Below are 18,822 nucleotides of genomic sequence, written 5' to 3'. Positions count from 1 at the left end.
GCCCGAGTTTGTATCGGGCAGCATGAGAAAAGGAAAATCAACTTGAAGCCAGCACCGCAGAATAAACTTGATTCTGTCAAAGAGTTCGATTTTACCAACCGGGACTTCGACCGGGTACGCGACCTGATCTATCGCCGGGCGGGAATTGCGCTAGCAGAAAGCAAGCAAGAAATGGTCTACAGCCGGCTGGCGCGCCGTTTGCGCGCAACCGGCATCGGCTCCTTCGTACAATACCTGGACGGTCTTGAGCGCGGCCATGATGCCGATGAGTGGGAAGCCTTTACCAATGCGCTGACCACCAATCTGACGTCATTCTTTCGCGAATCGCATCATTTCCCGATTCTTGCCGACTTCGTCAAGACGCTCAAAGAGCCCGCCACCATCTGGTGTTCCGCGGCATCTACCGGCGAGGAGCCGTACACGATCGCCATGACCGTATGCGAAGCCTATGGCACGCTGACGCCGCCGGTCCAGATCATCGCCACCGATATTGATACCAACGTGCTGGCAACCGGCGCCAATGGTGTCTATCCGCTGGAGCGCATCGACAAGTTGTCGCCCGAACGCATCAAGAAATTCTTTTTGCGCGGCAAAGGCAATCAGGAGGGCTATGTCCGCGTGCGGCCTGAATTGCGCAAGCTGGTGACCTTCAAGCAGCTCAATCTGCTGGCCGATGGCTGGCCGCTGAGTGGTCCATTCGACGTGATTTTCTGTCGCAATGTCATGATTTATTTCGATAAGCCGACGCAAAGCAAAATCCTGTCGCGGTTTGTGCCGCTGATGAAGCCGCATGCCTTGCTGTTTGCCGGCCACTCCGAAAACTTCCTGTATGTGTCGGATGCCTTGCGCTTGAAAGGCAAGACAGTCTACGAGTTGAGTGGCGCGTCACCGCGCAAGCCGGGGAAATAACCATGAGCCAGCAAGGACACGATCAGTTCGCCTCCAACGTCTACTACGACCGCACATTCGACTGCGACGCCGCCAAGATTTTGCCGGGCGAGTATTACTTCACGCACAAAGACATGATGATTGTCACGGTGCTCGGCTCTTGCGTGTCGGCCTGTATTCGCGACCGCGTCAATGGCATCGGCGGCATGAACCACTTCATGTTACCGGATGGCGGCAACGATGCCGACAGCCCGATTTCGGCTTCCATGCGGTACGGTACGTATGCGATGGAAATTCTGATCAATGACGTACTCAAGGCCGGCGCCCGCCGGGAAAACCTGGAAGCCAAGGTATTCGGCGGCGGCAATGTGCTGCGCGGCTTCATTGCGATCAATGTCGGCGAACGCAATGCGCAGTTTGTGCGCAGTTATCTGAAAGCGGAAAATATCCGCGTGGTGGCGGAAGATCTGAACGATATCTATCCGCGCAAGGTATATTTCTTCCCGCGCACCGGCAAGGTGCTGGTCAAGAAGCTGAAACAACTGCACAACAATACGCTGGTCAACCGCGAGCAGGATTACGCCAACAAGCTCACCACCAAGCCGGTGGGCGGCGCCGTCGATCTGTTCTGACGGTTTTGCTGCGGGTGATCTGCGGTTGATGTCATTTGTGCAATTTATCCGGCGCCATCAGGGGATGGCCGGAATGTCAGGGAAGTGTTTGTATGAAAATCAAAGTACTCGTTGTGGATGACTCTGCGCTGATCCGCAGCGTGATGAAGGAAATCATCGGCAGCCAGCCCGATATGGAGGTAGTGGGTGTCGCGCCTGATCCGATCATTGCGCGCGACATGATCAAGGCGACCAATCCCGACGTGCTGACACTGGATGTTGAAATGCCGCGCATGGATGGTCTGGATTTCCTGGAAAAGCTGATGCGGCTGCGGCCGATGCCGGTGGTGATGGTGTCGTCGCTGACCGAGCGCGGCTCTGAAATCACGTTGCGGGCACTGGAACTCGGTGCCGTCGATTTCGTGACCAAGCCCAAGATCTCGATCCAGAGCGGCATGCAGGAATATACCGAAATGATCGCCGATAAAATCCGGGGTGCCGCCAAGGCCAGCATCCGGCCGCGCGCGATTCCGAATCCCAACGCAGTCAAGGTGGCCGGCGAAGCGTTGCCGCAAATCCGCAATCCGCTGACCAGTAGTGAAAAGCTGATCATCATCGGTGCTTCTACCGGTGGCACCGAAGCCATCAAGGAATTCCTGATCCGCATGCCGTCGGACTGTCCCGGCATCCTGATCACGCAGCATATGCCGGAAGGATTTACGCGTTCTTTTGCGCAGCGGCTCGATAACCTGTGCAAGATCTCGGTCAGTGAAGCAGCGGGCAATGAGCGGATCTTGCCGGGCCATGCCTACATTGCGCCCGGTCATTCGCACCTCAAGCTGGTGCGCAGCGGCGCTAACTACATGACGCAGCTGGATCAGGGGCCGCCGGTGAACCGCCACCGGCCATCGGTCGATGTCCTGTTCAACTCCGCGGCGGTATGCGCCGGCAAGAATGCGGTCGGCGTCATCATGACCGGCATGGGCAAGGATGGCGCGCTGGGCATGCTGGAGATGCGCAAAGCCGGGGCTTACAATTTTGCACAAGACGAGGCGTCTTGCGTGGTGTTCGGCATGCCGCGCGAAGCGATTGCCGTCGGCGCTGCGCAAGAAGTGCTTGCATTGCAGGCCATGCCGGCGCGAGTATTGAGTTATCTGGCAGAACACGGCAGTCGCGCATTGCGGGTGTAATCCGCTCTGCGTCGTTGCCGGGGCAGGAGCGCAATGTCAGTGTTGCATGCATCAGAGAAGAATCAGCCGGATCGGGCTCAAGTTTGAGTGCGAGAGTGCCGATAAAGACAACAATCGTTTTTGAATCAATGGAGCTACAGGCATGGCTGATGCAAATATCAAATTTTTAGTTGTTGATGATTTTTCGACAATGCGCCGGATTGTGCGCAATCTGCTCAAGGAGCTGGGATATACCAACGTCGACGAGGCTGAAGACGGTGTGCAGGGCTTGCAAAAATTGCGTAGCGATAAATTTGATTTCGTAGTGTCGGACTGGAATATGCCGAACATGGACGGTTTGACAATGTTGCAGGAAATCCGCAAGGATCCGGCCTTGTCCAAGTTGCCGGTGTTGATGGTGACCGCCGAAGCCAAGAAGGAAAATATTGTGGCGGCGGCGCAGGCCGGTGCCAACGGTTATGTCGTCAAGCCATTTACCGCGGCGACACTCGACGAAAAACTCAGCAAGATTTTCGAGAAGATGAATGCCGGAGGGTGATGTGGCGACCGGGCATCAGGAAAATATAAATGCTGACGGCGCAGTGGCGCCGGCTTTGGGCGCGGAGCAGCAAGATCAGTTCCTGACCCGGATCGGGCACATGACGCGCAGCTTGCATGACAATTTGCGCGGTCTGGGCTTTGATCGTTTGCTGGAAAAGGCGGCCAGTGACATGCCGGACGCCCGCGACCGGCTTGAATATGTAGCGCAGATGACCGAGCAGGCAGCGCAGCGCGTGCTCAATGCGACTGAAATCGCCGGCCCGCTTCAGGACCGGATCAGTGATCAGGCCGCTGCGTTGGCGGCGGCCTGGACTGCCTTGAGCGAACAGCCGTTCGCCGAGGCCGACTATCGTGCCATGGCGATCCGCACCCAGGCGTATCTGGCGGCGACCCGGCAGGATGCGCATCAGACCAAGCAGCAGCTCATGGATATCATGATGGCGCAGGATTTCCAGGATCTGACCGGGCAGGTGATCAAGCGCGTGACCAAGGTGGCGCACGATATCGAAAGTCAATTGGTGCAATTGCTGGTGGATTACACGCCGCCGGAAGCGCGCCGCGAAGACAGCGGCTTGCTTAATGGGCCGCAAATCAACCCGGCCGGCAAGGATGTGATTGCCAATCAGAGTCAGGTTGACGACTTGCTGGAAAGTCTTGGTTTTTAGTTAACTGTCACTGACGATCCGCAGCGACTCGCCTCGGATTGCCCTCAGGTTGTCCTCTTGTTCTGACGGGAGGCTCCTCCAAGGCAGACTTCTGGTCTGTGTCCTGCCCCGAATTACGGGGCGTTTTCGCCCTTATTCCCCCGATGATGTCGAGCCCGACTCGCGAATAATCCTGTCTAATGCCCTCAAAATCCGTATTCATTCCGGGGCATTGAAATAATTGGGGGTCGGCGATGGCCGAAGACAGCGATCTGGAACGTACCGAGCAGCCCACGAGCAAACGCATTGAGCGTGCCCGTGAGGATGGTGACGTGCCGCGTTCGCGCGAGATGGCAACCTGCGTGCTGTTGCTGGTCGGCGGCAGCACCATCTGGATGTTCACCGGACCGCTGGTCACCAGCCTGAACCGGATCCTGGTGTCGGTGCTGACCTTCGAGCGCGAGCAGGCTTACGATCCGGCCTTGCTGTTTGCCAGCCTCAGCGGCCACTTTATCGAAATTGCCCAATCCCTGATTCCGATTGCGTTTCTGATGCTGCTGGCGGCAGTTGCTTCGCCGCTGATCCTGGGCGGCTGGCTGTTCAATACCAAAGGGCTGATGCCGAAGATCAGCCGCCTGAGTCCGATCAGTGGCGTGGCACGGATGTTTTCCCTCAACTCGCTGGTTGACCTTGGCAAGGCGATTGCCAAGACGCTGCTGGTCGGCACCATTGCCTGGATGGTCATGCGCAGCCATATCGAGGCGGTGCTCGGACTCGGCGTCGAATCACTCAAGACCAGCACCAGCCATGCCGCGCAACTGCTGTGGTCGAGTTTCATCACGATGGCATGCGCGCTGATCTTCATTGCCATCCTTGACGTTCCCTATCAGATCTGGAGTTATACCCGCAAGCTGAAGATGACGCGCCAGGACGTGAAGCAGGAAAACAAGGAATCCGAAGGCGATCCCCACATCAAGGGCAAGATTCGCGCGATGCAGCGGGCCATGGCGCGGCGGCGCATGATGTCCAACGTACCGACCGCCGATGTCGTGGTGACCAACCCGACCCACTATGCGGTGGCGCTCAAATATACCGAAGGTCGCATGGGCGCGCCGCAAGTGGTGGCCAAGGGCACCGGCGCGGTGGCCGCCAGAATTCGTGAAGTCGCGCTCGAAAACAAGGTGGCATTGCTGGAAGCGCCGCCGCTGGCGCGGGCCTTGCATTTTCATACCGAAATCGGTGAAGAAATCCCTGAATCGCTGTATACCGCCGTGGCCGAAGTGCTGGCTTATGTATTCCAGTTGCGTGCCTATAACAAGCAGGGCGGCGTGCGCCCGGGTACACCTGAAAACCTGAATGTGCCGAAGGAGCTGGATCCCTTGTACAAGAACAACGCCGCTGAACAACCCCGGGCCGCCTCATGAACAGTATGAAATTGCCTGCGTGGTTCCCGATTCAGCATTCCAGGGCGCTGGCAGCGCCGATCATCATCGTGATGATGCTGGCAATGATGATCTTGCCGCTGCCGTCGTTTGCGCTGGATGTGCTGTTCAGTTTCAACATTGCCTTGTCGATCATCGTCTTGCTGACCGCGCTGTACACCGTCAAGCCGCTGGATTTCGTGGCGTTTCCTGCGGTGCTGCTGGTCAGTACCATGCTGCGGCTGTCGCTCAACGTCGCCTCGACCCGGATCGTGCTGACCGAAGGGCATACCGGTCCGGACGCCGCCGGCAAGGTGATCGAAGCTTTCGGTCACTTCCTGATCGGCGGTAACTATACGGTCGGTATCGTGGTGTTCGTCATTTTGACCATCATCAACTTCACGGTGGTGACCAAGGGCGCCGGACGTATCGCTGAAGTCGGCGCGCGTTTTACGCTGGATGCGATGCCGGGCAAGCAGATGGCGATTGACGCCGATCTCAATGCCGGGCTGATTGGCGAGCCGGAAGCACGTGCGCGCCGCAAGGAAGTCGGGCAGGAAGCCGAATTCTACGGCGCCATGGATGGTGCCAGCAAATACGTACGCGGTGATGCGATTGCCGGCATCATCGTCACCATCGTCAATATCGTCGGCGGTCTGGTGGTGGGGATGGTGCAGCATGATCTGGCGTTCGACATGGCGCTCAAGAACTACACCTTGCTGGCCATTGGTGACGGCCTGGTGGCGCAGATTCCGTCGCTGATCATTTCGACTGCGGCCGGTGTGGTGGTATCGCGCGTGGCCAATGATCAGGACGTCGGCGGTCAGCTGATCAGCCAATTGTTTGCCAAGCCGCAGGTGTTGTACCTGACCGGCATGATTATTGGCGGCATGGGGATGATTCCCGGCATGCCGCACATTGCTTTCCTGCTGCTGGGCGCCTTGCTGGGCGGTTGCGGTTATGTGATCAGCAAACGCATTGAAAAGACCGTGCAAGAGGCCGCCGCGCCGCCGCCGCAGGCAGCCGCGCTGCCGGAGCCGGAAGAAGCGACCTGGCAAGACATCGTGCCGGTCGATACGCTGGGCCTGGAAGTCGGTTACCGCTTGATTCCGCTGGTCGACAAGGGGCAGGGCGGCGAACTGCTGCGGCGGATCAAGGGTATTCGCAAGAAATTCGCACAAGAAGTCGGCTTTCTGTCGCCGCCGGTGCACATTCGCGACAATCTCGAATTGAAACCGTCGGCTTACCGCATCTCGCTCAAGGGGGTCGAAGTGGGCAAGGGCGAAGCCAATTTCGGTCAGTATCTGGCGATCAATCCGGGGATGGTCACCGGGCCTTTGCCGGGGTTGATGACGACCGATCCGGCATTCGGTTTGCCGGCCATCTGGATCGACAGCAATTTGCGGGAGCAGGCGCAGACCATGGGCTATACCGTGGTGGATGCCGGTACCGTCGTGGCCACCCATCTGAACCATCTGATTACCAACCACGCGGCCGAATTGCTGGGACGGCAGGAAGTGCAGCAATTGCTGGATCATATCGCCAAGGACGCGCCGAAGCTGATCGAAGATCTGGTGCCCAAGCTGCTGCCGCTGGGTACGTTGCAAAAAGTGTTGCAAAACCTGTTGAGCGAAGGCGTGCATATCCGCGATATGCGCACCATTATCGAGACGCTGGCCGAACATGCGCCGCGCACGCAGGAACCGAATGAATTGACGGCCATTGTGCGTATCGCGCTCGGCCGCGCCATCGTGCAGCAGATTTTCCCGACCGAAGGTGAGTTGTCGGTGATGACGCTGGATGGCAAGCTGGAGCGTTTGCTGATGCAAGCGTTGCAAGCCAGTGGTCCGGATGGCGGCGGTATCGAGCCGGGGCTGGCCGATACGCTGGTGATGCAAACCGAGCAGGCCACGCGTCATCAGGAGCAATTGGGCCTGACCCCGGTATTGTTGGTGCCGGCACCGTTGCGTGCTTTGCTGGCGCGCTTCTTGCGACGGGCATTGCCTCAGTTGCGCGTGCTGTCTCACGCTGAAGTTCCTGATTCGAAAACGATTAAAGTTACCAGCCTAGTTGGAGGGCAAGCATGAACGTTAAAAAATTTATTGCGAATTCATCGCGTGAAGCGTGGCGTCAGGTTCGTGAGTCACTCGGTCCGGATGCGGTCATCCTCTCCAATCGCAATACCGAGGATGGGGTGGAAATTCTGGCGATGGCCAACGAGGATATGACCTCGCTGGTGGTGCCGGCGATGGCGCGCGAAGCGATGCCGCGACCGGCGCCGCGACGGCCATTGCCAACCGCGGCGGCCGTGCCGAATACTGCCGCGCGCCTGTTCCAGGCCCCGGTGCAGCAGGAAGTGCGGCCGGAGCCGGCAGCGGCAGAGCCTGCCGCCAATGTGGTGGAGGCGCGGGTCTGGCGCAACCGCAGTGGCGCCCAGCCCGGTGCGGTACCGTCGACCTCGGCCAGCAGCAGCCGTCAGCAAAGCATCATGGCTGAATTCGACGGCAAGGATTACGACGAAATTCTGTGCGATGTGATGACGGAAATCCGTTCCATGCGCGGGGTGCTGGAAACCCAGCTGGCAGAAATTTCCTGGGGCAGCACGCAAAAGCGGGAGCCGGTCAAGGCAGCGGTGATGAAGGAATTGCTGGCCGCCGGTTTCAGCGCCAGCCTGTCGCGTCTGATTACCGAAAATCTGCCGGCCAATGCCAAGACCGAGGATGGTTTGTTTTGGGTGAAGTCGGTATTGGCGCGCAACCTGATGACCATGGCCAATGAAAATGAATTGCTGGAAAAGGGCGGCGTGTATGCCCTGGTCGGCCCGACCGGCGTCGGCAAGACCACTACCACGGCCAAGCTGGCTGCGCGTTGCGTCATGCGTCATGGTCCCGGCAAGCTGGCGCTGATCACCACCGATGGCTATCGTATCGGCGGCTACGAACAATTGCGCATCTACGGCAAGATTCTCGGTGTCATGGTGCACTCGGTCAAGGATGAGTCCGATCTGCGCATCGCACTGGAAGAACTGAAGGGCAAGCATACCGTGCTGATCGATACCGCCGGCGTTGGCCAGCGCGATCAGATGGTGGCGGAACAGGCGGCCATGCTGTCCGGCGCCGGTACCGAAATCAAGCGCTTGCTGTGCCTCAACGCCACTGCCACGGGCGGTACGCTCAATGAAGTGGTGCACGCGTATTCCGGTGACGGCCTGGCCGGTTGCATCGTGACCAAGCTGGATGAGGCCGCCACCATCGGCAATGTGCTCGATGTGGTGATCCGTCAAAAGCTCAATCTGTATTACGTCGCCAACGGCCAGCGCGTGCCGGAAGATCTGCACGTGGCCAACAAGCTGTATCTGGCTGATCGTGCGTTCAAGCTCAAGCGCGAAACCGCGCCGTTTGAATTTCGTGACGCCGAATTGCCGGTAGTCGTCGGCCCAACCGCCACTGTCATGAATGACAAGGGCTTGAGGGAGGTGATCCTTGGCTAGTCATGAAGTAGATCAGGCAGAAGGATTGCGGCGCATGCTGGAGCGCCCGATTCCCAGGGTTTTCAGTTTTTTCTCGGTCTTGCCGGATGCGGAAAAAGGCGCCATGCTGGTCAATCTGGCGGCCTCGCTGGCAGTCAAGAGTAACAATGTGCTGCTGGTGGATGCCTGTGTTGCACCGTCCGGCGTGCTGTCGCGCTTTGGCGGTGTGGCGGTGGCAACCTTGCTCGATGTGGCGCGGCGCGAGCGCGATCTGTGCGATGCCGTGCGCATTGTGCCGGAAGGTTTTGCATTGGCGCGGCTGTCGCGCAAGGTGGTGCCGTCGGCTACGCATCCGCAGGCAGCCCGGCTGGCAGAGATTTTTGATTCGCTGACCACCGACTCCGACATCACGCTGGTGAGTGCCGAGCTGGGCGAGGAAGATTCGCTGGCGGTGCCGGCCATGGAAACCGGCGAGATCGTGATTCACGTGTCGACCAATCCGGGATCGATCAAGGCTGCCTACGTGTTGCTCAAGAATCTGAGTGACCGCCTTGGTCGCCGCCCGTTCGGCTTGTTGGTGACCGGCGGTTCCGAAGCCGAGGCACAGATGGTGTATGCCAACATGGCGCAGGCCGCCAGCCGCTATCTGGCGGCGCAATTGCATTTCATCGGTTCGGTGCCGGCCGACGATCATATCCGGCGGGCGACCGGACAAGGACGTACGGTACTGGAGGCATTTCCGCTGGCAGGGGCATCGATTGCATTCATGCGGCTGGCCAGCAAATTGCCGAATTTAACCAAAAGCACGTACGGTATGGCAACCGATGGTGCCAGTCTCGGAGTGTGACGTTTTATGTATAACGTCAACGGCAAGACGGACAAGAATGATTTGCTGACTCTGCACGCGCAGCTGGTCAAGAAGTTGGCGCATCAAATGAAAGCCAAGTTGCCGCCCAGTGTCGAAGTGGATGATCTGATTCAGGCCGGCATGATTGGTTTGCTGGATGCCATCAATCGCTATGAAGAAACGCATGGCGCGCAGTTTGAAACGTATGCCGTGCAACGGATTCGCGGCGCCATGCTGGATGAATTGCGCAGCAGCGACTGGCTGCCGCGCAGCATTCGCCAGAACGCGCGCAAGGTGGAAGAGGCGATTCACGTGCTGTTGCAGCAACTGGGCCGGCCGCCGCATGAAACCGAGGTGGCCGGGCAATTGAAGATGAGTCTGACCGAGTATCAGGACTTGCTGAGCGATTGCGGCGGTCATCAATTGATCTATTACGAAGACTTTCATGACGCCGATGGCGGTCATGAGCATTTTCTGGATCGCTATCAAACCGGGCAGCAAGGCGAAGACCCGTTGCAGAATCTGATCAATGGCGGTTTCCGCGAAGCGGTGGTGGAGTCGATCCGGGCTTTGCCCGAGCGCGAGAAGATTCTGATGGGTTTGTATTACGAGCAGGAAATGAACCTCAAGGAAATCGGCGCCGTCATGGGCGTGTCCGAGTCGCGCGTATGTCAGTTGCATAGCCAGGCGATTGCCCGCATGCGTTCCAATCTCAAAGAAAAGGCTTGGACCGGCGTCGCCTGAGGCGGCGCATGGGCCGGTTCCGCAGGCCCGGGTCTGCGCCACGCAGAAAATTCCGGACGGCACGCGTGCCCGCACAATGGCGGTGCCGTCATCAAATCGGATAATGTGGCTGCTGGCAGCCGGTGTGAGGCGGAAGGTTTTGCTTCAGGCGGTGCTTCGGTGCGGCGGGTGCAGTGCGATGGATATGGCAGGGTTGATGCTCAGACCACGCCAAGCCGGCGACCGGTGGTGGACATGCTGGACTGGCCGTCGGGACCGTAGAAGTTGCCGGTCTGACTCTTGCCTTGCAGGATTTGCAGGGCATTCTGATTGATCGACATTTGCTTGCCGATCAATACGCCATTGAGGCGGTTGAGTTCTCTTGCGGTTTGCGCCGACGCAAACAAGTCGTCCCAGATCTGTTTGTCCGTATCGCTGCCATTCTGGTCCAGCCAGGATTGCATGCCGCCTTCGCTGGCGTCGAAATTCAGTGCTGCGAGGGTGTGATGGCGTTGCTCGGCCAATGTTGCCATGGTGGCAATGATGGTGGCTTTTGCCGTGATCAGTTCCGCTATTTCTTCCGGCTGGCCGGCCGCCAATGCATCCTGCTCCTGTTGCAAGACGAGCACCAGGCGCTGGGTTGCCTGTTGTTCTTCGGTCAGGGTAAAGGCGGGAGTAGCGGTTGTCATGGCGGATTAACCTTTGCGCGAGCCGATCAGATCCTTGACGGTATCAAGCAGGCCGGAGGCAACTTTTTCCGGATCAACCTGAAATTCACCGTTGGCAATGGCGGCCTTGATGTCGGCGACTTTCTTGGCGTCGAAACTGCTGTTGCCGCTGACCTTGGTGCCCAGCGCCTGATATTGGGTGGACAACTGCACGCTGGACGAGGCCGGCGTGCTGGCACTTGGGGTATTGGCTTTGGCTGCGCCGGGTTTGTTCTGTGCCGAAGCCAGTTGTTCCGGCAATCCGGCGCCATTCTTGAGGGCGTCATTAACGTTCACGGCATCATCCTTGTCTGGTTGGGGCTGGTTCAGCACACCTGTCGCTAAGATTATCGGTCATTGCGACGCAAACTTTAATCTATTTATAGTTACTCTGGCGTAACTGTGAAAATCGCGGGCGCAACTTGACGATTCAATAATTGATTTCAAGGATGCCGCCGGCCTTGGCGATGCCGCTGACGACTTGTCCGGCCGGCGTTCTGGCCTGCGCCAGTTGTCCTTCGGTGGCATTGCTCATGGCGCGCGCTTCGGTACTGATCTGGAAGCCGGGGCCAATCGAAACGACCCGCACGGCCTGACCTTGCTGCACCACGCGCTGGCTGCGCAGAGTGTCTTGCCGCAGCGGCGTGCCCAGCGCCAGCGAAGTGGCGACGGTGCGGCCGATGGCTTGCGATTCTTCGGTAATGATGCCATTCGGCAAGGCCGACAGGTCGCCCCTGACCTTGCTGATGTCGTTGGGGCCGATGGTCTGGCCTTGCGCCAGCGGCGCCGAGGTCACGATGTATTCGGCGATCACCTGCACGGTAGCACGGACGTAAATCACCCACGGCGAGGGGGCGGTGCATTTGATGCCGATCGAGGTTTTGCCCCACAGGCGGCCGCCGTTGGGCATGAAGGCCTGAGGTGCGGCGCAGGCCGGCAGGATCAGACGCGGATCAACCGGGTCTACCGCGATGGTGACCGTGCCGGGCAGGCCGGTGGCTTGCACTTGCATGAAATCCTGGGCGGCTTGCTGCAAAGCCCCGAGATCCTGGCGTGGCGGTGTTGTTGATTGGGCAAGTGTTGGCTGTGCAAACAGGAGCGACAGCATGGCAAGTGCGGTAAGCAGTGATTTCATCGTGGAATCGTGTAGAGCTGGCTATAGCCGGAGGCGCGTTATCTTGCCAGCAATAGTACTGTCGATACGCGCGGGCAAAAGGAGGAACAAGGCATAGTTTTATCGCCTTCTCACTCAATCAAGATCGGGGCGGGGTCGTATGATCAACGGTATGTAAATCCGATTACCGGTGTAGCTGTTGCTCGAATTGCTACCCGAATTGTTATCACTTCGTGCTGCGGTTGGGTACGTCAGGAGGATGAGATGGCTGGAAAACTTGATGATTATCTGCGATTCAACGAAACCGCGCTGAACTTGCGCGCCCAGCGTCAGCAGGTGCTGGCATCGAACATCGCCAACGCCGACACGCCGAACTACAAGGCGCGCGACGTCGATTTCGGCAAGGCGCTGCAAGGGGCGATCGAAGGCCGCCAGGGCGGCCTGCCGCCGGTTGAGCTGGCCCGTACTTCCGGCGCGCACATCGCCGGCAAGAGCAGCGGCGATGCCGGTATCGGCGGCGCACCGCTGCTGTATCGCACGGTCACGCAGGGCAGTGTCGACGGCAATACGGTCGACATGGATGTCGAACGCAATCAATTCACCGACAACGCCGTGCGCTATGAAGCCGGTGTCACTGCCGTGAGCGCCCAGCTCAAAGGTTTGCTCAACGCTATTCAACCAGGGTAATCGTCATGTCCTTGTCCAATATTTTCAATGTTGCCGGTTCGGCCATGAGCGCGCAATCGCAGCGTCTCAATACCGTCGCCAGCAATATCGCCAACGCCGACAGCGCCACCAGCCCCAGCGGTCAGCCCTACAAGGCCAAGCAGGTGGTATTCAAGGCGATCCCGTTCGGCGATGTCGAATCGAGCGGTGTCAAGGTGGATCAGGTGGTCGAAGATCAGGCTCCGCCCAAGCTGGTCTATGACCCCAAGCACCCGATGGCGGACGCCAATGGCTATGTCGCCATGCCGAACGTCAATCCGGTGGAAGAAATGGTCAACATGATTTCGGCGTCGCGCTCTTACCAGACCAACGTCGAAACCATGAATACCGCCAAGAATCTGTTGATGAAGACGCTGACCATTGGTCAGTAATACCCGGATTTTCCTGTTATCCCCTGATATTTCCTGATACCCCTTATATCGCCGGCCAAGAAGAAAGAGCTTACTCATGACCACCGTATCCAACGACTTGTTGTCGACAATGAACCCGGCAACCTCAAGTTCGACAGGCAGTCTCAACGACAACAGCGCTGAAGCGATTCAGAATCGCTTTCTGAAATTGCTGACCGTGCAGATGAAGAATCAGGACCCGACCAATCCGATGGATAACTCGCAACTGACGTCGCAACTGGCGCAATTGTCGACGGTGCAGGGCATCTCGCAACTCAATTCGACGCTCGGTACGCTGATGTCGAGCCTGGCGGTGCAGCAACCGTTGCAGGCCGCCAGCATGATCCAGCGCAGCGTGCTGGCACCTGGCAACAGCGTGCAACTGACATCGAACACCACCAAGGCCGCTGACGGCACCGAAACCACTACCCAGAATGCAGTGTTCGGCGTGCAACTGGCCAGTGACAGCGCCAGCCTCAAGATCACCGTGCGCGACTCGACCGGCAAGGCTGTGCATCAGATCGATCTGGGCAAGCAAAGCGCCGGCACCTTGCCAGTCATCTGGGACGGTACCCAGGACGACGGCACCAAGGCGCCCAATGGCAGCTATACCTTTGACGTTGCCGCCGCCACTTCCGACGGCACCAAGGTCGATGCCACGCCGCTGGCATTCGGCACCGTGCTGAGCGTCACGTCGGGTGCCGACGGCGTCAGGCTCAACGTGTCCAATATCGGCACCATCAAAGTTTCGGACGTTGTCCAAATCCTCTAAGCCACCGACCCAATTCCGCACAAGGAGAATCACATGAGTTTTCAACAAGGACTGAGCGGCCTGAATGGCGCGGCGAAGAGTCTGGACACCATCGGCAACAACGTCGCCAATGCCAGCACGGTAGGTTTCAAGCAATCGCAGGCGCAGTTCGCCGACATGTACGCCAATTCGATGAACCGTTCCGGCAATTCGCCGGTCGGTATCGGCGTCGCCGTGGCCAATGTGCAGCAGGCATTCACCCAGGGTAATGTCACCACCACCAATAACCCGCTCGATATCGCGATCAATGGTGACGGCTTCTTCCGCATGCAGGGCAGCCTGACCGATGCGTCGCCGCTGTATGGTCGCAATGGCCAGTTCCAGCTCGACAAGAACGGCTACATCATCAATCCGAGCGAGCGCGGTGCTTATCTGACCGGCTGGCCCGGTACGGTGAACGGCGGCGATCCGGTGCCGCTGCAAATCGATACGTCGAACATTCCGGCGGTGTCGACGACCGGTGTCAAGACCAAGCTGAATCTGGATTCGCGTCCGCCGACCGTGCCGGTTGTCACGCCGTTCAGTGCCACCAATACGGCCAGCTACAGCGGCTCTACCGGCGTAACGGTCTATGACAGTCTGGGCAATACCTATAACGTTCAGACTTACTATGTCAAGAACACTGTCACGTCGACAGCAACCGACACCCAATGGGACGTATATGCGACCGTTGATGGCGCGCCGTATCCGGCGTTTGTGGCGCCAGCCACGCAAGCCCCTATCGGCGCGCTGCATTTCAACAGTTCGGGCGTGCTGGTGCCGGCCACTTCGGTCATTCCGCCGCTGACGCTGACGCCCAAGCTGGGCGCCTCTTTTACCGGTCCGATTGCAATGGACTACACCGGCACCACGCAAACCGGCGCCGCGTTCGCCCCGGTGGCGCAATCGCAGGACGGCATGTCGCCCGGCGTGCTGTCGAGCTTTGCCATCGGCAAGGACGGCAAGATCATCGGCAGTTATAGCAACGGCCAGACCAAGACACTGGGTCAGGTGTTGCTGGTCAATTTCGCCAATCCCAATGGTCTGCAACCGCTCGGCAATAACCTGTACACGGCTGGTCCGGATGCCGGTCAGCCGCTGGTCGGCGTGCCGACTACCGGTCAGTTCGGTTTGCTGCAGGCGCGCGCGGTGGAAGATTCCAACGTCGACCTGACCAGCGAACTGGTCAACATGATCGTGGCGCAGCGTATTTATCAGGCCAACTCGCAAACCATCAAGGTGCAGGACAGCGTGCTGCAGACCTTGGTCAGCCTGCGATAGTCATTGTGTGACGGGGGACGCGTATGGCGCTTGTGCCATACGCCAGCAAAGGGGAAATGATGGATCGCGTGATTTACACCGCAATGTCGGGCGCCAAGCACTCGATGGAGCAGCAGGCCAACGCCAGCAACAATCTGGCGAATGCCACCACGACCGGCTTCCGGGAGCAGCTCAATACGTTCCGTTCGGCGCCGGTTGTCGGCGAAGGATTGGCGACCCGTGCGTTTGTGGTCGATTCCACTGCCGGCACCAATTTCGCCGCCGGTCCGGTGCAGGACACCGGCCGTGCGCTCGACGTCGCGGTGCAAGGTCCGGGCTGGATTGCCGTGCAAACCGCCGATGGCGGCGAAGCGTATACCCGCAACGGCAGTTTCAGGCTCAGCGAAAACGGCATCCTGCAAACACAGCGCGGGCTCAATGTCGCCGGTGACGGCGGCCCGATCAGCATTCCGGCCGATGTCACGGTAGCGGTCGCGCCGGATGGCACGGTATCGGCGATTCCGACCAACGGTACGCCGAATGCGGTCAACATTCTGGGGCGCATCAAGCTGGTCAACCCCGACGAAAAATCGCTCAAGCGCGGTGATGACGGTCTGTTCCGCGTCACCGTCGGTGCCCAGGCACCGGCGGATGCCAACGTCAAGCTGATCGGCGGCGCGCTCGAAGGCAGCAATGTCAACGTGGTCGAAGCGATGGTCAACATGATCAATCTGTCGCGTCAGTTCGAACTGAATATGAAAGTCGTGCAAACCGCCGAGAGCGATGCCACCAAGGCAACGCAGTTGCTGTCGGTCGGTTGATCGCATTGAATGCGCAGCCTGAATTCAGGCTGCCAACAGGATTACTGGAGAAAATATGATTCGTTCCTTGTGGATTTCCAAAACCGGTCTGGACGCGCAACAAACGCAGCTGGATGTGATTTCCAATAACCTGGCCAACGTCAGCACCAACGGCTTCAAGCGCTCGCGCGCGGTATTCGAGGATCTGCTGTACCAGACCGTGCGTCAGCCTGGCGCGCAGTCGTCGCAGCAAACGCAATTGCCATCCGGTCTGCAACTGGGTACCGGTGTGCGTCCGGTGGCAACCGAGCGCATCTTCACGCAGGGTAACGTCAATCAGACCAGCAATGACAAGGATGTGGCGATTCAGGGCGCCGGCTTTTTCCAGGTATTGATGCCGGACGGCACCTCGGCCTACACGCGCGACGGCGCGTTTCAAACGGACAGCCAGGGCCAGCTGGTGACGTCCAGCGGTTATGTGGTGCAGCCGCCGATCACCGTGCCGGCCAATGCCACCAAGCTGACCGTGGGACGTGACGGTACGGTCTCGATCACGCAACCGGGCACGGCTGCCAATACCCAGATCGGTACCTTGCAGGTATCGACGTTCATCAATCCGGCCGGCCTCGAAAGCCGCGGCGAGAATCTGTACGTGGAAACTGCCGCCTCCGGCACGCCGAATCCGAATACGCCGGGGACCAATGGCGCCGGCGCCTTGTGGCAAGGCTATGTCGAAACCTCGAACGTGAACGTGGTGGAAGAACTGGTCAACATGATCCAGACCCAGCGCGCGTATGAAATCAACAGCAAGGCAATTACGACATCGGATCAGATGCTGGCCAAGCTGTCGCAGTTGTAATGCGTTTTGTTGAATTGGGTGAGGCAAAAATGAAAAGTCTGTTGCAACTTGCCGCCATCGTCGCAGCAGTTTTCCTCGCCGGGTGCAGTACGGTCCCGGAATCGATTGTCACCGCGCCGCTGACGGCCAAGCCGCAGCCGGCGTCCTATCCGCCGCCGACCAGTGGTGCGATTTTCCAGTCGGCGGCTTACCGGCCGTTGCTGGAAGATCGTCGCGCGCGTCTGGTGGGCGATACGCTGACGATCATCATCAATGAAAAGACCAGCGCCGGCAAGGCGGCGGGCAGTTCCTCGAGCAAGACCGGCAGCGCCAGCGCCGTGGCGCCGACCATCTTTGGCTTCAAGGTCAATGAATTGTCGGGCAGCGGTGGCAGCACCAGCAAGTTCGATGAAAAGGGTGCCATCACTTCCAGCAACAACTTTACCGGCACCATCGGCGTGACCGTGATTGAAGTACTGCCCAACGGCAATATGGTGGTCAGTGGCGAAAAGCAGGTGGCATTGGACAAGGGGGTTGAATACGTGCGCTTTTCCGGCACCGTCAGCCCCGACAACATCGTCACCGGCAATACCGTGTCTTCCACACTGGTGGCTGATGCCAAGGTGGAGTACCGCACCAATACCCGACTCGACATGGCAGAATTCATGTCATCCCTGGGACGCTTTTTCTTCAGCGTGTCACCGTTTTAAGCAGGGCATGACCACATGAATATAAGTAAATTTTCCTTGTTGCGCACCACGGGCCGGATTTCGGTCTTGCTGGCATTGTCGGCCTTGTGCTGGAGCAATGTCAGTCATGCGGAGCGCCTCCGGGACCTGGCCAGCATTCAGGGCGTGCGCGCCAACCAACTGGTCGGCTACGGGCTGGCGGTCGGTCTCGACGGCAGCGGTGACCAGACCACGCAAACACCGTTTACGGTACAGAGCGTGGTCAGCATGTTGCAGCAACTGGGCGTCAATCTGCCCAGCACCACCACCAGCAACATGCAATTGAAAAACGTGGCGGCCGTGATGGTGACCACCTCGCTGCCGGCGTTTGCGCAACCGGGGCAGACGCTGGATGTCACGGTGTCCTCCATCGGTAACGCCAAAAGCTTGCGCGGCGGTACCTTGCTGATGGCGCCGCTCAAAGGCGCCGATGGCCAGATTTATGCGATTGCCCAAGGCAACGTGGTGGTCGGCGGTGCCGGCGCCTCGGCTGCCGGCAGCAGCGCCACCATCAATCATTTGAGTGTCGGCCGCATTTCGGGTGGCGCCACGGTGGAACGTGCCGTGCCGTCGGTGCTGGGACAGGGTGACATTATCAGCCTCGAACTCAACGATACCGATTTTTCCACCGCCAGCCGGGTGGTTGAAGCCGTCAACAAACGCTTCGGCTCCGATACCGCCATGGCGCAAGATGGCCGGGTGATCCGGGTGCGGGCACCGATCGGCAGTAGCGACCGGGTGTCGTTCCTCGGTGCGCTGGAAAGCATTGACGTGGTGCCGGCCAAACTGCCGGCCAAGGTGATTCTGAATGCGCGTACCGGTTCGGTGGTCATGAACCAGACCGTGACCCTCGACTCGTGCGCGGTGTCGCACGGCAATCTGTCGGTCGTGATCAATGCCGACAACAGCATCAGTCAGCCGGGCGCATTGTCGGGCGGACAAACCGCCGCCAATCAGAATGCCCAGATATCGATCAACAAGGAGCCCGGCAAGGTGATGTTGCTCAAGGGCGGAGCGTCGCTGGCGGACGTGGTCAAGGCGCTCAATGCAATTGGCGCTTCACCGCAGGATTTGCTGGCCATCTTGCAGGCGATGAAAGCCGCCGGCTCATTACGCGCAGAACTGGAAGTCATCTAA

General features: G+C 59.0%; 21 protein-coding genes. 18 read left to right on the top strand and 3 right to left on the bottom strand.

What is annotated here, in order from left to right:
- The first annotated feature begins 42 nt into the window (after positions 1-42).
- From AKL27_RS08080 to AKL27_RS08035, 10 genes are all read left to right on the top strand, one after another.
- Positions 43-909 carry a CheR family methyltransferase gene (locus tag AKL27_RS08080; protein ID WP_050462285.1) on the top strand — a complete coding sequence of 289 codons (867 nt, stop codon included), beginning with the start codon at positions 43-45 and terminating at the stop codon, positions 907-909.
- A gap of 2 nt (positions 910-911) precedes the next feature.
- Entirely contained in the window at positions 912-1,520 is a 609-nt protein-coding gene (cheD, locus tag AKL27_RS08075) for a chemoreceptor glutamine deamidase CheD (RefSeq protein ID WP_050462284.1), read from the top strand.
- 92 nt (positions 1,521-1,612) lie between these two features.
- Positions 1,613-2,689 (top strand): protein-glutamate methylesterase/protein-glutamine glutaminase, encoded by a 1,077-nt coding sequence (locus AKL27_RS08070; RefSeq protein ID WP_050462283.1) that lies wholly within the window; start codon positions 1,613-1,615, stop codon positions 2,687-2,689.
- 142 nt (positions 2,690-2,831) lie between these two features.
- Positions 2,832-3,227: a chemotaxis response regulator CheY gene (gene cheY, locus AKL27_RS08065; protein WP_050462282.1), complete on the top strand. Its 396-nt coding sequence runs from the start codon at positions 2,832-2,834 to the stop codon at positions 3,225-3,227.
- Complete coding sequence (cheZ, locus tag AKL27_RS08060; protein WP_083438928.1) at positions 3,214-3,894, top strand: protein phosphatase CheZ; 681 nt, start codon at positions 3,214-3,216, stop codon at positions 3,892-3,894. Before cheY ends, cheZ begins: the two co-directional genes overlap by 14 nt.
- A 233-nt stretch (positions 3,895-4,127) precedes the next feature.
- The gene (gene flhB / locus AKL27_RS08055) at positions 4,128-5,297 is read left to right on the top strand and encodes a flagellar biosynthesis protein FlhB (protein WP_050462281.1); all 1,170 of its coding nucleotides are present in this window, start codon (positions 4,128-4,130) and stop codon (positions 5,295-5,297) included.
- Positions 5,294-7,381: a flagellar biosynthesis protein FlhA gene (gene flhA, locus AKL27_RS08050; protein ID WP_050462280.1), complete on the top strand. Its 2,088-nt coding sequence runs from the start codon at positions 5,294-5,296 to the stop codon at positions 7,379-7,381. Before flhB ends, flhA begins: the two co-directional genes overlap by 4 nt.
- Complete coding sequence (gene flhF, locus AKL27_RS08045) at positions 7,378-8,784, top strand: flagellar biosynthesis protein FlhF (protein ID WP_050462279.1); 1,407 nt, start codon at positions 7,378-7,380, stop codon at positions 8,782-8,784. The genes flhA and flhF overlap by 4 nt, the downstream gene beginning before the upstream one ends.
- Before the next feature lie 34 nt (positions 8,785-8,818).
- Complete coding sequence (locus AKL27_RS08040) at positions 8,819-9,610, top strand: MinD/ParA family ATP-binding protein (RefSeq protein WP_050462278.1); 792 nt, start codon at positions 8,819-8,821, stop codon at positions 9,608-9,610.
- Positions 9,611-9,616: 6 nt separating this feature from the next.
- On the top strand, positions 9,617-10,354 hold the full coding sequence (locus AKL27_RS08035) for an RNA polymerase sigma factor FliA (protein ID WP_050462277.1): 738 nt from the start codon (positions 9,617-9,619) through the stop codon (positions 10,352-10,354).
- 200 nt (positions 10,355-10,554) lie between these two features.
- Here the strand turns inward: AKL27_RS08035 and AKL27_RS08030 are convergent, their stop codons facing one another.
- From AKL27_RS08030 to flgA, 3 genes are all read right to left on the bottom strand, one after another.
- Entirely contained in the window at positions 10,555-11,022 is a 468-nt protein-coding gene (locus tag AKL27_RS08030) for a flagella synthesis protein FlgN (RefSeq protein WP_050462276.1), read from the bottom strand.
- Between the two features lie 6 nt (positions 11,023-11,028).
- On the bottom strand, positions 11,029-11,337 hold the full coding sequence (flgM, locus tag AKL27_RS08025; RefSeq protein ID WP_050462314.1) for a flagellar biosynthesis anti-sigma factor FlgM: 309 nt from the start codon (positions 11,335-11,337) through the stop codon (positions 11,029-11,031).
- Between the two features lie 133 nt (positions 11,338-11,470).
- Positions 11,471-12,175, bottom strand: a complete 705-nt coding sequence (gene flgA, locus AKL27_RS08020) for a flagellar basal body P-ring formation chaperone FlgA (RefSeq protein WP_050462275.1) — start codon at positions 12,173-12,175, stop codon at positions 11,471-11,473.
- 243 nt (positions 12,176-12,418) lie between these two features.
- On the opposite strand from flgA, the gene flgB reads away from it, so the two are divergent.
- From flgB to AKL27_RS07980, 8 genes are all read left to right on the top strand, one after another.
- The gene (gene flgB / locus AKL27_RS08015; RefSeq protein WP_050462274.1) at positions 12,419-12,841 is read left to right on the top strand and encodes a flagellar basal body rod protein FlgB; all 423 of its coding nucleotides are present in this window, start codon (positions 12,419-12,421) and stop codon (positions 12,839-12,841) included.
- Between the two features lie 5 nt (positions 12,842-12,846).
- The gene (gene flgC, locus AKL27_RS08010; RefSeq protein ID WP_050462273.1) at positions 12,847-13,251 is read left to right on the top strand and encodes a flagellar basal body rod protein FlgC; all 405 of its coding nucleotides are present in this window, start codon (positions 12,847-12,849) and stop codon (positions 13,249-13,251) included.
- A gap of 76 nt (positions 13,252-13,327) precedes the next feature.
- A complete protein-coding gene (locus AKL27_RS08005) occupies positions 13,328-14,041 on the top strand; it encodes a flagellar hook assembly protein FlgD (protein WP_050462272.1) in 714 nt (237 codons plus the stop codon).
- A gap of 33 nt (positions 14,042-14,074) precedes the next feature.
- A complete protein-coding gene (gene flgE / locus AKL27_RS08000; protein ID WP_050462271.1) occupies positions 14,075-15,340 on the top strand; it encodes a flagellar hook protein FlgE in 1,266 nt (421 codons plus the stop codon).
- A gap of 59 nt (positions 15,341-15,399) precedes the next feature.
- Entirely contained in the window at positions 15,400-16,140 is a 741-nt protein-coding gene (gene flgF / locus AKL27_RS07995; protein WP_050462270.1) for a flagellar basal-body rod protein FlgF, read from the top strand.
- 55 nt (positions 16,141-16,195) lie between these two features.
- The gene (gene flgG / locus AKL27_RS07990) at positions 16,196-16,978 is read left to right on the top strand and encodes a flagellar basal-body rod protein FlgG (RefSeq protein ID WP_050462269.1); all 783 of its coding nucleotides are present in this window, start codon (positions 16,196-16,198) and stop codon (positions 16,976-16,978) included.
- A 29-nt stretch (positions 16,979-17,007) separates the two neighbouring features.
- Positions 17,008-17,667, top strand: coding sequence for a flagellar basal body L-ring protein FlgH (locus AKL27_RS07985; protein ID WP_050462313.1), 660 nt, complete (start codon positions 17,008-17,010; stop codon positions 17,665-17,667).
- A gap of 15 nt (positions 17,668-17,682) precedes the next feature.
- On the top strand, positions 17,683-18,822 hold the full coding sequence (locus AKL27_RS07980; RefSeq protein ID WP_050462268.1) for a flagellar basal body P-ring protein FlgI: 1,140 nt from the start codon (positions 17,683-17,685) through the stop codon (positions 18,820-18,822).

Source organism: Herbaspirillum autotrophicum, assembly GCF_001189915.1.
Classification (GTDB): domain Bacteria; phylum Pseudomonadota; class Gammaproteobacteria; order Burkholderiales; family Burkholderiaceae_D; genus Herbaspirillum; species Herbaspirillum autotrophicum.
Note: the sequence above shows the minus strand (reverse complement) of the source record. Positions and strands in the feature narration are given on the sequence as shown.